The sequence below is a fragment of the Microbacterium sp. Z12_35 genome (assembly GCF_058310475.1).
Genome location: NZ_JBZEGJ010000001.1, coordinates 2,290,653 through 2,305,190, shown reverse-complemented (window position 1 = coordinate 2,305,190; position 14,538 = coordinate 2,290,653). Strand labels below are relative to the sequence as shown.

12 protein-coding genes are annotated in these 14,538 nt (G+C 72.3%); 10 read left to right on the top strand and 2 right to left on the bottom strand.

From position 1 onward, the window contains the following. Positions 1 to 15: 15 nt before the first annotated feature. The 10 genes from AC4FS1_RS11110 to AC4FS1_RS11065 all read left to right on the top strand — a co-directional run bounded on the left by AC4FS1_RS11110 (position 16) and on the right by AC4FS1_RS11065 (position 12,204). On the top strand, positions 16 to 987 hold the full coding sequence (locus AC4FS1_RS11110) for an AAA family ATPase (protein ID WP_491155000.1): 972 nt from the start codon (positions 16 to 18) through the stop codon (positions 985 to 987). Next, the gene (locus AC4FS1_RS11105; protein WP_491154998.1) at positions 987 to 2,249 is read left to right on the top strand and encodes a DUF58 domain-containing protein; all 1,263 of its coding nucleotides are present in this window, start codon (positions 987 to 989) and stop codon (positions 2,247 to 2,249) included. The genes AC4FS1_RS11110 and AC4FS1_RS11105 overlap by 1 nt, the downstream gene beginning before the upstream one ends. Next, entirely contained in the window at positions 2,246 to 4,753 is a 2,508-nt protein-coding gene (locus AC4FS1_RS11100; protein WP_491154996.1) for a transglutaminase TgpA family protein, read from the top strand. Before AC4FS1_RS11105 ends, AC4FS1_RS11100 begins: the two co-directional genes overlap by 4 nt. Then, positions 4,750 to 5,073 (top strand): FHA domain-containing protein, encoded by a 324-nt coding sequence (locus tag AC4FS1_RS11095; RefSeq protein ID WP_491154995.1) that lies wholly within the window; start codon positions 4,750 to 4,752, stop codon positions 5,071 to 5,073. The genes AC4FS1_RS11100 and AC4FS1_RS11095 overlap by 4 nt, the downstream gene beginning before the upstream one ends. After that, entirely contained in the window at positions 5,070 to 5,933 is an 864-nt protein-coding gene (locus AC4FS1_RS11090) for a PP2C family protein-serine/threonine phosphatase (RefSeq protein WP_491154994.1), read from the top strand. Before AC4FS1_RS11095 ends, AC4FS1_RS11090 begins: the two co-directional genes overlap by 4 nt. Then, positions 5,933 to 7,303 (top strand): FHA domain-containing protein, encoded by a 1,371-nt coding sequence (locus tag AC4FS1_RS11085; RefSeq protein WP_491154993.1) that lies wholly within the window; start codon positions 5,933 to 5,935, stop codon positions 7,301 to 7,303. The genes AC4FS1_RS11090 and AC4FS1_RS11085 overlap by 1 nt, the downstream gene beginning before the upstream one ends. Beyond that, positions 7,300 to 8,952, top strand: coding sequence for a serine/threonine-protein kinase (locus tag AC4FS1_RS11080; RefSeq protein WP_491154992.1), 1,653 nt, complete (start codon positions 7,300 to 7,302; stop codon positions 8,950 to 8,952). Before AC4FS1_RS11085 ends, AC4FS1_RS11080 begins: the two co-directional genes overlap by 4 nt. A gap of 434 nt (positions 8,953 to 9,386) precedes the next feature. After that, positions 9,387 to 10,706 (top strand): sensor histidine kinase, encoded by a 1,320-nt coding sequence (locus AC4FS1_RS11075; RefSeq protein ID WP_491154990.1) that lies wholly within the window; start codon positions 9,387 to 9,389, stop codon positions 10,704 to 10,706. Continuing rightward, entirely contained in the window at positions 10,694 to 11,371 is a 678-nt protein-coding gene (locus AC4FS1_RS11070) for a response regulator (RefSeq protein ID WP_491154989.1), read from the top strand. Before AC4FS1_RS11075 ends, AC4FS1_RS11070 begins: the two co-directional genes overlap by 13 nt. Next, positions 11,368 to 12,204 carry a DUF4097 family beta strand repeat-containing protein gene (locus tag AC4FS1_RS11065; RefSeq protein WP_491154987.1) on the top strand — a complete coding sequence of 279 codons (837 nt, stop codon included), beginning with the start codon at positions 11,368 to 11,370 and terminating at the stop codon, positions 12,202 to 12,204. Before AC4FS1_RS11070 ends, AC4FS1_RS11065 begins: the two co-directional genes overlap by 4 nt. A 44-nt stretch (positions 12,205 to 12,248) precedes the next feature. On the opposite strand, the gene AC4FS1_RS11060 is transcribed toward AC4FS1_RS11065, so the two are convergent. Together AC4FS1_RS11060 and AC4FS1_RS11055 are read right to left on the bottom strand one after the other, a co-directional pair. Beyond that, complete coding sequence (locus tag AC4FS1_RS11060; protein WP_491154985.1) at positions 12,249 to 12,740, bottom strand: dehydrogenase; 492 nt, start codon at positions 12,738 to 12,740, stop codon at positions 12,249 to 12,251. Positions 12,741 to 12,789: 49 nt separating this feature from the next. After that, positions 12,790 to 14,529, bottom strand: a complete 1,740-nt coding sequence (locus AC4FS1_RS11055; protein WP_491155708.1) for a cation:proton antiporter — start codon at positions 14,527 to 14,529, stop codon at positions 12,790 to 12,792. Positions 14,530 to 14,538 lie beyond the last annotated feature (9 nt).

Sequence of the window (14,538 nt, the reverse complement as noted above, 5' to 3'; positions counted from 1 at the left end):
AACGAGGATGACCGCATGACCATGACCCCTGACCAGGCCGCCTGGTTCCACACCACCTTCACGCGCCTGGTCGACAACGTCGACCGCGCCCTCATCGGCAAGCCCGAGGTGGTGGGACTCGTGCTGTCGGCGATGCTGGCCGAAGGCCACGTGCTCCTGGAGGATGCCCCCGGAACCGGCAAGACGAGCCTTGCCAAGGCGCTCGCGGCTACCGTGCAGGGCACGAGCAGCCGCATCCAGTTCACCCCCGACCTGCTCCCCTCCGACGTCACCGGCGTGACGATCTACGACCAGGCGAGCCATCAGTTCGAGTTCCACCGGGGTCCGGTGTTCACCTCGATCCTCCTCGCCGACGAGATCAACCGCGCGTCCCCCAAGACCCAGTCCGCACTCCTGGAGGTCATGGAGGAGTCGCGCGTCACCGTCGACGGCGTACCTCACGAGGTGGGCCGGCCATTCCTGGTGATCGCGACGCAGAACCCCATCGAGCAGGCCGGGACGTACAAGCTCCCCGAGGCCCAGCTCGACCGCTTCCTCGTGAAGACCTCGATCGGCTACCCCGACCTGGCCGTCGCCGAGCGGATCCTCGCCGGCTCCGCCGATCGCAACCCATCGGCGAGCCTGTCGCCGCTGATCACGACCGCGGCCGTCGCCGACATGGCCGATCTGGGGGCGACTGTGCACGTCGAGCCGGCCGTGCTGCGGTACATCGCCGAACTGGCCGAAGCCACGCGCACCGACGCGGCCACGCGCCTGGGTGTCTCGGTGCGCGGATCCCTCGCCATGGTGCGCATCGCCAAGGTACGCGCGGCATCGCAGGGCCGCCACTACGTCGTCCCCGACGACGTGAAGGCTCTGGTTGCGCCCGTCTGGACGCACCGTCTTGTCATGGACCCCGAGGCCGAGTTCAGCGGCGTCACCGCCGAGACGGTGATCGCGCGCACCCTCGACGCCATCGCTGCGCCGCAGGCGAGGTCCGCGGCCTGATGACCGGCGAGACGCTCGGGACCACCGTTCCCGCCGGCACGACCCGCACGGCGCTGCGCGAGGTCGCAGCCCCGATTGCGGCGCGCGTGCTGCGCGGGGCGCGAGAGGTTCTGGGCGTCGTGCGACCCCTCGGGTGGGTGGTCGTGATCGGCGCGATCGTGCTGTGGATCGCCGGGCGGATGCTGGGCTGGCACGAACTCACCGTGGCAGCCACGGTCCTCGCCGCCCTCGCCGTCCTGTGTGCGCTCTTCCTCATCGGCCGCACCAACTACGACGTCGGCCTCGACCTCACGCGCACGCGGGTGGTCGTCGGCGAGCGCGCGGTCGGTGCCCTCACGCTCGCCAACAGTGGAACTCGCGCGATACTCCCCTCCCGCGTCGTCCTGCCGGTCGGCGCCGGCCGCGGAGAGTTCGCCGTGAAGCGCCTCGCGCCGGGGGAGGAGGCCGAAGAGCTCTTCGCCATCCCCACCCAGCGTCGCGCGATCCTCGCCGTCGGTCCGGTCAGCGTCGTCCGCGGCGACCCTCTAGGCGTCTTCGAACGGGTTCACCGTCGCGACGAACCGGTCGACCTCTACGTGCATCCGCGCACGGTGCTCTTCGACGGGCAGTCGCTCGGATTCCTCCGCGACCTCGAGGGTCTCCCCGCCACCGATCTCTCCCGGGACGACATCTCGTTCCACGCTCTTCGCGAGTACCAGCCGGGTGACGACCGGCGCAACGTCCACTGGCGTTCGACGGCGCGCACCGGAAAGCTCATGGTGCGCCAATACGAGGAGACGCGCCGCTCCCACTTCGTGATCGGCCTGTCGCGCAACGCCGGGGACTACTCCGACCCGGAGGAGTTCGAGCTGGCGATCTCGGCGGCCGGCTCGCTGGGACTTCGTGCTCTGCGCGACTCGCAACGGGTCGAGGTGCGGGTGCAGGGTGCCGAGTTGCCGGCAGGCACAGGGAAGCAGTTCCTCGACGCCCTCTCGGGGCTCGCCTACGCCCGTGGTCGCACGGGAGACATCGTCGACCTCGCCGGGCATGTCGCCGCCACGCTCGCCCTGGCGAGTGTGGTCGTGCTCGTGTGCGGAAGTTCCGTGGATGCCGCACGCCTGCGCATGGCGTGCGCGCGTCTGCCCTATGGCGCCCGCGTGCTCGCCGTGGTGGCCGACACGACTCTCGACTCCCCGAGCCTGCGGCGCATCGCCGATGCCGACGTCCTCTCCATCGGTGCGCTCGATCAGCTGCCCGGCGCCCTACGGCGGGTATTCGCATGACCGCTCCCGCTTTCCCCTTCCGTCTCGCGCGCCGGAACCCGGACGCGCCGCCCGTCACGATCGGCGGTCTGGAGTTGCGGCGGTGGGCGCTGGATCTCGGCGCGTCGGCCCTGCTGCTGTCCGTCGGCATCGCCGGCTTCGGGCCCACCTTCGGCGGACCGGCCTACCTGCTTCCCGCGGTCGGCGGCCTCGTCTTGGGCCTGGCCATCGCCGCCGTCGGCACCTGGCGGCGATGGGGCATCCTGGCGCTGGCCGCGACGACCCTCGGGGCGTACGTGGTCTTCGGAACCGCGCTCGCGATTCCGCACACCGGGTTCCTCGGGGTCATCCCGACGCTGGAGTCCCTGCAGCGCCTCGCGGTCGGAGTGGTCACGTCGTGGAAGGAGCTGCTGACGACGGTCGCCCCGGTCGGCACCGGCGACAGCCACGGCATCGTGCCCTACCTCCTGACCCTCGTGGCGGCGGTGCTCGTCGGCAGTCTCGCGCTTCGCGCCCGCCCCCCGATGTGGGCCCTGCTTCCGGCGGTCGTCTACCTCGCCGTGCAGATCGCACTCGGCACGGCGGAACCCGCCGCGCCTCTCCTCCAGGGCGTCGTCATGGCGATCGTGGCCGGCGGATGGCTCGCCGTCCGCCAGGCGTGGCAGCCCACGCGCGCGGCCGTGTCGGTGGGTGAAGGAGGCGAACCGAAGGGGATGACCGCTCGGCGCATCGTCGCCGGTGCCGCCGTGCTGGCGGTCGCAACGGGCATCGGGGTCTCCACGAGCGCCCTCGCCGCGCCGGACGGTCCTCGTTACATCCTCCGGGATGTCATCATCCCGCCCTTCGACGTGCGGCAGTACCCCAGCCCCCTGCAGGCCTTCCGCGGACTCGTCCGCGACTTCCCGGACGAGCCGCTGTTCACCGCATCCGGACTGCCCGAGGGTGCGCGCATCCGCCTCGCCACGATGGATGCGTACAACGGCACTGTCTTCAACGTGGCCGACGACGGCGCCGGCTCCTCCAGCGCCTTCACGCCGGTGCGGAGCATCATGTCGCCCGACGCCGAGGGCACACCGGCCACCCTCACGATCGAGATCGCCGGGCTCGGCGGGGTGTGGGTGCCGGATGCGGGAGCCGTGCGTTCGATCACCTTCGAGGGGGACCGGGCCGAAGAGCTCCGGCGCGCCACGTACTACAACGACGCCACCGGCACCGCCGTCGTGACCTCGCGGCTGTCGAAGGGCGACACGTACACCCTCGAGACGGTCCTTCCCGGCGACCCCAGCGACGAACGCCTGGCCGACGAGGCGTTCGCGCCGCTGCGCATGCCGAAGCAGAAGGGCGTGCCACCGGAGTTCGCTGAGATCGCCTCCGAGATCGTGGCCGACGCCTCCTCGCCCATCGAGCAGGCCAGGGCGCTGGAACAGACGCTGTCGCAGGACGGCTTCTTCAGCCACGGCCTCGAGGGCCAGGTGCTCTCGCGTGCCGGGCACGGTGCGGAGCGCATCTCCACCCTGCTGCGGGGTGACCAGTGGGTCGGCGACGACGAGCAATACGCCGTGACGATGGCTCTGCTGGCAGGCCAGCTCGGCATTCCGGCGCGGGTCGTGATGGGTTTCTACCCGGAGGAAGACGCCACCGAGCGCACGTTCACCGCCACCGGGGAGACGTTGCACGCGTGGGTGGAGGTGGCATTCGAGAAGTCGGGGTGGGTGCGCTTCGACCCCACCCCGCCCGAGGATCAGGTTCCCACCGACCAGACCACCAAGCCGCGCGCCGACCCGAAGCCGCAGGTGCTCCAGCCCCCGCCGCCCGAGCAGGAACCGGTGGACCTGCCGCCCACCGTGCCCGATGAGCGCGGCACCGAAGACGAGGAGAACCCGCTGCTGGGCATCCTCGGGCTCATCGCGCTCGTCCTCGCCAGCGTGCTGGGCGTGCTGATCGTGCTCCTCGCGCCGTTCGTGATCATCGGCGCCCTCAAGGCCGCCCGTCGCCGCAAGCGCCGCGAGGCCGAACGTCCGGCCGACCGCATCAGCGGCGGGTGGGACGAGCTCGTCGACCGCGCCAGCGATTACGGCACGCCGGTACGCCGCGGCGGCACGCGGACCGAGGATGCGGCGGTGGTGGATGCGGCGTTCGAGGAGCCGCAGGTGCGCACCCTCGCCCGCCGCGCCGACGCAGAGGTCTTCGGGCCTGCCGACCCGACCCCGGAGGACATCGACGAGTTCTGGCGCGAGGTGGATGACATCGTCGGCGGCATGAGCAAGCGGGTGGGGTTCTGGCGGCGGCTGAGAGCGCAGCTCGACGTCCGCGCCCTCCTCGCCGGCACCCGATTCGCCCTCCCCGACCGCCGGGTCGCTCGGCCGATCGCGCGCCGGTCGCCGATCGCGTCCCGGACGCCGGGCGAGCCGCGGGCGCCGCGCGAGCCGGGCGACTGGCGACGTCGGCTGGACCCGATCGTCACCCGCGGCGCGGCGCTGGTGCGCCGCATCCGCCCGCCTCGGAAGGCCGGTGACGAGTCGTGACCCCGGTCGCAGTGCTGACGTGGGACACGGGTGAGCAGGTGGCAGTGTACGGTCGGACCGTGTTCGGTCGTGACCCCTTCGGCGGTCCCTGTGCGACGGTCGTCGTACGCGACGAGACCCTCTCGCTGTCGAAGACCCACTTCGAGGTCGGCGGCGACGACACCGGCGCATGGCTGTCCGACCGATGGTCGCGCAACGGCACGGTGCTCATCCGGGGCGGTGCGCGCACCTCCCTCCAGCCAGGGGAACGGGTTCCCCTCCGTATGGGCGACCGGCTCGAGCTGGGCGATCGCCGCCTGACCGTGAGCGAGGCGCCGTGAACGACAAGACGCACGCGGGATCGCCGGATGCGCCGGTCGAGGTGGCGTGGGGCGCCGCAACCGACGTCGGTCGGCGACGCTCGCTCAACGAAGACGCGTTCCTCGCCGCACCGCCGTTGTTCCTCGTGGCCGACGGCATGGGCGGCCACCAGGCCGGTGAGATCGCCAGCGCGACGGTGATCGACCAGTTCACGACACTCGCCGGCCGCGCAAGTCTGACCGTCGCGGAGGTGCACACGGCGCTCCGGCAGGCGCGCGACCGGGTGGACACGCTCCCGGCAGGTGCCGGTGCCGGTGCGGGAACGACCCTGGCGGGGGTGGCGATCGCCGACATCGACGGTGAGGGGTACTGGCTGGCCGTCAACCTGGGAGACTCGCGTACCTATCGGCTCAGCGAAGGAGTGCTGGAGCAGGTGAGTGTCGACCACTCCGTGGTGCAGGAGCTGATCGACTCCGGGCAGCTCGACGCCGCCTCGGCGGCTCAGGACTCCCGACGGAATGTGATCACCCGCGCGATCGGGGCGGGTAGCGACAGCGAACCCGACTTCTGGCTGCTTCCGGCGGAGGAAGGCGATCGCATCCTGATCTGCTCCGATGGACTGCCCACCGAGATCGACTCCGCGCGGATCGACGACATTCTCCGCTCCGAGCGGTCACCGCAGTCCGCGGCTGAGCGGCTCGTGCGAGAGGCCGTCGCGGCCGGAGGACGTGACAACGTGACAGCCGTCGTCGTTGATGCGCTGTCGGTGCGCATCCGCGGTGTCCGCGATCGCCACGAGACCGTCCCGACCGCGCCGATCGGCGAGATCGAAGGCGACACCCTGCCGCGCGCGGGAGCGCGAGCCCGAGGAGGACTCTGATGACCGTCGTGCGCTACACCCCCGGAACCCTGCGCGCCGTCGTTGCGCCGTCCGCGGTCGCCCTGCTCGGTGAGGGGGCGACGGATGCCGTGGCCGAGGCCGTGTGGCAGGAGCTGACCCGCGGTGCGGGCCTGGCGGGCGTCGTCGACGCGCTGGCCGCGGGCGGACCGCTGTCTTCGGTTCCGCCCTTCGCCGTCGCGCTGGACGAGGACGGCACGTGGCGGGTGGCCGTGCGCGGCGACCTCTCCGTGTCCGTCGACGGGGATTCGGCCGCGGAACGGGTGGACGGCGCGGGAGCATCCACGTGGACCGAGCGCAGCATCCGGTCGGCCGACGCGCTCACCATCGGCCCGGATGACGCGTCCGACGCGACGGCACAGCTCCCGCTCCGGGACGGCGTTGTCGCTGCCGCGCGCGTCGTGATCTCCCGCGACGCCGGCGCCGGGGCGACCGGGTCGGGCTCAGGCGCGCGCGCCGGGGTGGCGGATGCCGCGTCCCGCGCCGCTGCGCCCATCGAGCCCGTTCAGCCGCACAGCGTCGCCGAGGTGCACGGCCCTGCGGCGGCCTCTCCTGCGGCCGAACCCGAGCCGTCTGCGCCGGGGGCGTCTGCGCCGGAGCCGTCTGTGCCGGTGGCGTCCGCCCCGGAGCCGTCTGTGCCGGAGCCGTCTGTGCCGGTGGCCGGTATCCCGGCGCCGGTGCCCGCCGAGCCGGTGCCCGCCCCGCCGGTGACCGGTATCCCCGCGCCGGTGCCCGCCCAGCCGGGTGGCGCTGCCGAGCCGCAGGAGCCCGCGGCGATGCCCGATCTCCCCACCCCCGCCGCAGGGACGCCCGTACCCGAACATCCCGACGACGTCGCGGACAGCGCCGTGCCGGAACTCGCAGACGACGTCGAGTCCACGATCATCCGCGGCGACGGGGACGAAGCATCCGACGACGCGACCATCACGCTCGCCGAAGCTCGCGCGCTGCGCGCCTCCGGGCAGCTGCCGCCGGTCGCCCCGCCGCTCTCCGCTCCGGCACCGCCCTCGGCCGCCGGACTGCTGCGCGCCTCGACGGGTCAGAGCGTGCTGCTCGATCGCACCGTGATCATCGGCCGGCGCCCCCGCTCCACCCGGATCAGCGGCGCCGACCTGCCGCACCTCCTGGCCGTCGACAGCCCGCAACAGGACATCTCGCGAAACCACCTGGAGGTCCGCGTCGAAGGTGACAGCATCCTCGCCACCGACCTCGACACGACCAACGGCACGACGCTGCTGCGCCGGGGGTCGGAGCCGGTGCGGCTGCACCCCGGCGAGCCGACGATCGTCGTGGCGGGCGACGTTCTCGACCTCGGTGACGGCGTGACCGTCGCGGTCGAGGACGCTCCGTGAGCGCGCGTCGCGCCCCACAGGCACCCCCAGAGCTTCCCGGATTCACCTACCTCGAACTGCTCGGCTCGGGCGGGTTCGCCGACGTCTTCCTTTACGAACAGCACCTTCCTCGCCGCCGCGTCGCCGTCAAGGTCCTCCTGACCGAGCGGATGACCAGCGGATCGATCGCGGCGTTCACCGCCGAGGCGAACGTCATGGCGATGCTCTCCACGCACCCCGCGATCGTCACCATCCACCAGGCGGCGATCGCCGACGACGGTCGTCCGTACCTCGTGATGGAGTACTGCCCGCGGCCCAACCTCCAGGCGAGGTACCGGCGTGAGCCGTTCTCCGTGGCGGAGGCGCTGCGCGTCGGCGTGCAGGTCGGCGCTGCTGTGGAGACCGCGCACCGCGCCGGTGTGCTGCACCGCGACATCAAACCGGCCAACATTCTCGTGACGGAATACAACCGGCCGGCCCTCACGGACTTCGGGATCGCGTCCACCACCGGCGGGGGTGACGCGGGCGGACTGTCGATCCCGTGGTCACCGCCGGAGGCGCTCGGTGAGGTGCCCGGCGGGGACGCGCGCGCGGACGTCTGGTCGCTCGGGGCCACGGTGTACAGCCTGCTCGCAGGACGTTCACCGTTCGAGCTCACGGGTCAGCGGAACGGCGGAGCCGACCTCATCTCACGCATCGAGACGCTGCCGCTCCCGCCGCTGAGCAGGCCGGATGCCCCACCATCGCTGTCGCGCGTCCTCGAACGGGCGATGGCCAAGTCCCCCGCCGACCGGTATGACACCGCGCTGGCCTTCGCTCGCGCCCTGCAGAAGGTGCAGATCGAGCTCGCGCACGGGGTGACGCCGATCGACATCCTCGACGACGGCTCGGCCGACGGCGTGGTCGACGACGAAGACGACGGGCTGACGCGCGTGCGCGGGGTCGTGAGCATCGATCCTGAGACGGCGACGGCGGCCGGTCCCACCCGGCCGCCGTCGCCGCGGCCCGACCTCTGGGCACCGGAGTCGGCTACCCGGCGCTCGGCGCGGGAGGACGACGCCACTCGCCTCCGCCCTCCCTCCGTGATCGCGCCCGAAGCCGGCACCGCAGCACGCGTGTCGGCGGCTCCGCGCATGCCGTCCGGGTCTCCCATCCTGCCGTCGGCGTCGACCGCGCTGCCTCCGCCGACTCCGCCCGCCGGGTCCGCCGCCGAGCCCGCGGACGCCGCATCCGGCCCGCCCGAGGCCCTGAGGTCACGGCGGGGCCTGTGGTTCGCCGTGGCCGCGGGGGCGTTCGTGCTGGTCGTCGTCGTGATCCTCGCGCTCGCGCTCCCCGCGGTACTCGGGGGTGGCGGCGATCCGACACCGACCGCGCAACCCACGGACGAGCCGATCGACGTGATCCCCGTCGCGGCGCCTCCTCCTGCCGACCTCGCCGGCACGGTCACCCCCGAGGGTGTGGTGTTCACGTGGGTCAACCCGGAGCCGGAAGAGGGCGACGCGTACCTCTGGGGCGTCGTGACGCGCGGTGGGGGCGACCCGGCGCTCGCGCAGGTGTCCGAGACGACCGTGGTCGTACCACCGGACCCCTCCGGGACCACCTGCATCGAAGTGCTCACCCGCCGCGCCAACGGAAAGGCGTCGGAGCCCGCCTCCGCCTGCGTCCCCTGACCCCCGCGCGGTCGGGTTGCCGGGCACTTCGTCTCGGTCGCTGCGCTCCCTCGCTCAGTGTCCGGGGGCGGGGTCCGGGATGCTCCGCGGCGGTCGCGTTGCCGGGCACTTCGTCTCGGTCGCTGCGCTCCCTCGCTCAGTGTCCGGGGCCAGGAGCGGCTCGCCCCGCGGGGGTCGGGTGCGGGACGCCCTGCGGCGGTCGGGTTTCCGGGCACTGAGCGAGCGCAGCGAGACGAAGTGTCGGTGCCAGGGGGCACTTCGTCTCGGTCGCTGCGCTCCCTCGCTCAGTGTCCGGGTCGGGCGCGGGACGCCCCGCGGCGGTCGCGTTGCCGGGCACTTCCGCCGGATGGGAGGGCGGGGCGTTCGGGATAACCCGAACGAGGGCTCCGGAGAACACGGGGGACACTGCCGAGCCGCGGTCCTACCGTGGGAGCATGACCTCGCAGACCGCTGCCTCCCCGGCAGCCGCACCATCCCCGGCGGCCCCCGTGGTGCCTCCCCCCTCCCGCCGCCGCCGCGAAGTGGCCTCTCCGCTGCCGATCCTCGCCGCGGTCGCGCAGCTGGCGGCCCTCGGCATCGTCGGACCGGTCGTCTTCACCGTGCTGTTCACCCTGCTCGGCACGGGGCTGGGTCTCGTCGTCGTCCTCGGTATCGGCCTGCTCTTCCTCGTCGCCCTCGTCTACCTGCTGTGGGCGGTGGCGTGGCTGGAGAGCGCCCGCATCGAGGGTCTGTACGGCTTCTCGATCCCGCCGCTGACCGTGCAGCGCCCTCCCCGCCCCGGGTTCGCCGGCGTTCTGTCGATGTTCTGGCGCCAGGCGATCGACCCCGGTGTGTGGCGCGGTGTGGCGAACTTCGCCGTCTCGACGGTGCTGGGCTTCGTGGTGGTTGCGCTGGCCGGTGTCGCCGCATCCGGCCTCGCCCTCACCTTCGCACCGTTGTACGCCGACGCCGGGATCGCGCGGCTGTGGAACACCGGCATCGACATCCCCGCCGGATGGGCGCCGGTGGTCGGGCCGATCCTCGCACTCCTCGCCTTGGCCGGCCTCGTCGCGCTGGCGATTCTGCACGGCGTGCTCTCGCGCCTGATCCTGGTGCCCTCCCGTGAGGCGCAGCTGACGGCCCAGGCGCGGCAGTCCGCACAGCAGCGGGCCGGGGCCGTGCGCGCTGCGGACGTCGAGCGCACGCGCATCGAACGCGACCTGCACGATGGCGTCCAGCCGCGGCTCGTCTCCGTCGGGATGACCCTCGGCCTGGCGCGGCAGAAGATCGACGACGACCCCGCCGCCGCCAAGGCGCTCATCGAAGAGGCGCACACCTCCACCAAGTCCGCGATCACCGAACTGCGGCAGTTGGCCCGTGGCATCCACGCGTCGGTCCTGGATGACCGAGGACTGGATGCGGCGCTCTCAGCGCTCGCCGCCCGCTCGCACGTGCCGGTGCACCTGGACGTCCGCATCGACGGTCGTTGCGAACGGAGCGCGGAAGCCGCGGTGTATTTCGCCATCGCCGAATCCCTGACGAACGCGGCCAAGCATTCCCGCGCCAGCAGCGTGCGGGTCGCCGTGCGCCGTCGCGAAGACGGCACGCTCTGGGCCCGCGTCGAGGACGACGGCATCGGGGGCGCGCGCATCCTCCCCGGCGGCGGCCTCGACGGCATCTCCAACCGCATCCTCGGCGCCGGTGGCACCTATCGCCTCGACAGCCCCATCGGCGGGCCCACTTCGCTGGAGGTGAGCGTTCCGTGCGCATCCTGATCTGCGAGGACAGCGTTCTCCTCCGCGAAGGCCTTATCCGCCTCCTCGTCGACGCCGGTCACGACGTCGTCGCGGCTCTCCCCGACGCTGCGGCGCTGGACGAGACGGTCACCCGGACCCAGCCCGACCTGTGCATCCTCGATGTGCGGCTTCCGCCCACCTACACCGACGAAGGCATCCGGGCCGCCGCGCGGCTGCGGGCGCAGCATCCGGATCTGCCGGTGCTGGTGCTGTCTCAGTACGTCGAGGAGCGCTACGCGAGCGACCTCATCTCCGCCGGCGGCGGCGCCCTCGGTTACCTCTTGAAGGATCGCGTCGCCGACGTGTCGGAGTTCCTCGACTCGGTGGTCCGCATCGGCGCCGGTGCCACGGTCCTCGACCCCGAGGTCGTCGCGCAGTTGCTCAGCCGTCGCAGCCGCGACGAGCGGATGCAGCGGCTCACCGAACGCGAACGCTCGGTGCTCGCCCTCATCGCCGAAGGAAAATCCAACCAGGCGATCGCGGCGACGCTGTTCGTCTCGGAGGCGAGCGTGGAGAAGCACATCACGGCGATCTTCCAGAAGCTCGGGCTCGAGCAGGACGAGTCGGGCAACCGCCGGGTGCAGGCCGCGCTCGTCCACATCGAACACGGCGGATCCGCGCCGCAGACAGGAGCAGCACGATGAGCACCACCACGACCCCGCCGCCTCTCCCCGCGGCCGGCCCCGACGCTCCTCAGCCGCAGCGTGCCGCGGCCCGCGTCATCACGATCCTCACGGCCCTCCTGGGTGTCGGCGTCCTCGTGGCCGTCGCATGGGGTGGCATCCGTTCGACCGCCGCGTCGGCGACCGCCTCCTCGGAGGCCCGGTCCCTCGCGACCGACGGTGTGACCGAGCTCAGCGTGGACGTCTCGGCGGCCTCATTCGACGTTCGCTTCGACGACGTGCGGAAGGCCACGCTGGAGGTCCGCGACTCGGGCGGGGGAGCGTGGACGTTCACCCGCGACGGCAACGCGTTGCGGGTCGAGACGCCCCGCGCCTTCTTCGTCTCGTGGTTCGGCGTGGGTAACGGCCGCGGGGTCCTCACGCTTCCGGCCGAGCTCGAGGGCACGGACGCCGAATTCGACCTGGGCGCCGGTTCGCTCACGGCCGAGGGGGCATTCGGTGAACTCGACCTGGGAATGGGAGCGGGCGAGATGAAGATCAGCGGCAGCGCCGAGAGCCTCAGTGCGGAAGTCGCCGCCGGCCGCGCCGACATCGAGGTGGACGGCGTCCGGGATGCTGATCTTCAGCTCAGTGCGGGTGACATGGTCGCGCGCCTGGGCGGCGATGCGCCCTCCGAGGTGCGCGTGTCCGTCAGCGCGGGATCGCTCGCCCTCACGCTGCCGGACGAGGACTACGACGTCCGCTCCGATGTCGCCGCGGGCGACCTGGACAATGGCTTGCGCACGGTCTCGGGCGCATCCGCCCGGGTCTTCGTCGAGGTCGCCGCAGGTTCTGCCCGCCTGATCGCGGACTGACCCGCCCTGCCGCCGCGGGTGCGGCGGAGGGGAAGGGATGCGGCTCAGCGGCCGGTGTCGTACAGATGCCGGCCGCCGTGGCCGAGCACCTTCACCACCACGCCGCGGTCGTGCAGCTCGGCGACGGCTCGCGTCTCCTCCTCGAGCGTCGTGCCCAGGGCATGCACGTTCGCGACCACGAGGACGTCGCCGCGGCCGAGGGTGCGGTAGAAGCGGGCCAGTCGCTCCGACCAGTCCTCGAGCGTCTCCGGCGCGGGATGACGGAAGTCGGCGATGGCCACCCCGAAGCGGGTGAGGTCGTCGCGCTGTTGCACCACCGATGGCATCCCCGGTCGCGACACGACGAGCCCGACCAGTCGCGCACCCGCCGGCCGGGCAAGCCACCAATCTCGGTCGCGCTGCAGCTCGGTGAAGCACTTGGGGCACTCCGCGGCCGGGTGCGGCAGGTGCAGCGGGCTCGTGTCGCTCGTCGGGGAGTGCGAGTGCGAGCGGGGGTGCACGGTGGACGCCCCGGGTGACTCCCGTATATCGCTCATCGCACCTCCCGCCTTCCCATTGTGCCCGCTTCCGCCGCCGGGCTCGACCTCACTCCTCGCCGTCGAGCCGCAGCTCCAGGCTGAGCTGGTCGGCATCCAGCTCGGCGAGGGTCTGGCGAAGCGCCGCCGTGCTGAACCGGCCGTCGCGGGACAGCTCGACGAGCCGGTCGCGCATGACCTCGATGATCGCCAGTCGCAGCTCCAGCCGGTCTCGGGCACTGGTGCCCGAGTCATCCTCCGGAGCCCGGGTCAGGCGGGCGGTCACCTGCGACACGACGTCGTCGGAGAACAGTTCACCGTCACGCCGGCGCAGCGTCTCGCCCGACACCGCCTCAGCGGCCGCCGCCTGCAATTCGGCCGCCAACGACCGCTGCTCCTCGTGCGGGGCACGGTCGGCGCCCTGGCGCTGCAGGCCGAGCTTGCGAACCAGCCACGGCAGAGTCAGGCCCTGGCCTGTGAGGCTGAACACCGCGACGAGGAAGGCGACGAAGATCAGCAGGGGGCGGCTGGACGCGTCGTGCGGCAGGGTCTGGGATGCAGCGAGCGTGACCACTCCCCGCATCCCCGCCCACACGATCACCGCGCCGTGGCGCCAGCCGAGCGGCGTAGCGCGGTAATAGTCCAGGTCGGCCATCATCGCGGCCAGGCGCGTCCGCAGCCCGCTCAGGCGACGTTGCACGCGCACCGGGTCGGCGTCCCGCACGCGGGGGCCGGAGGCGTCGGGATCGGCGGCGAGGCGTGCTTCGAAGGCGTCCGCCCGCGACCGAGCAGCGTCCAGGCGATCGCGCCGCCGCTGGTGGGATCGCTTGCCCTGCGCCCAGATCAGCGCCGTCACGTAGCCGGCGCGGATGACGAGCGCGATGGCGAGGGCGCTGAACGCCAGCCACGTGCCGTGCCACAGCCCCTGGTGCTCCTCGATGTTCGCCCGCACGATCTCCTTGAGCTCGAGGCCCATGATGAGGAAAACCGCACCTTCGAGGAGCAGTTCCACGGTGCGCCAGTTGAGGTGGTCGCTCATGCGCTGCTCGGGCGTGAACCTGCGTGTCGCGCCCTGACCGGTGGCGATCCCGGCGACGACGGCGGCGACGAGTCCCGATCCGCCCAGGGCCTCGGTGGGGAGGTAGGCGAGGAACGGAACCGTGAAGCTCAGGGCGGTGTTGGCGGCGGGATGGCTCACCCACTGCCGCACGCGCAGGTTCACCCAGCCCACGGCCGCGCCCACCACCAGAGCCAGCGCAACGCCCCAGGCGAAAGACCAGACGGTATCGCCGAACGCGAAACCCCCGGCGACGGCAGCGATCGCCGTGCGCAGCAGCACCAGCGCCGTGGCGTCGTTGAGGAGGCTCTCACCCTCGAGCATCGTGACAACCCGGGGGGAGATGCCCACGCGTCGTGCGATGGAGGTGGCCACCGCATCCGTCGGGCTCAGGATGGCGCCGAGGGCGATGCCGAGCGCGAGTCCCAGGCCCGGGATGGCCCAGGCGAAGAAGAACCCCAGGACGACGGAGGAGATGACGACCAGAAGTACGGACAGACCGGCGATCGGACCGAAGTCGCGCCGGAACTCCACCGCCGGGAGTTGCACGGCCGCGGAGTAGAGGAGCGGCGGGAGGATCCCGACGAGGATCACCTCGGGGTCGATCTCCCAGGCGGGAACGAAGGGCAGGAGGCTGACGCCGAGGCCGATCGCCATCAGGACGATGGGTCCCGCGACGTTGATCCGGGGGGCCAGGGCTGTCGCGAGCGAGATCACCACGACGGCCATCACGACGATCAGGAGCGTCTCCATCACCCCGCG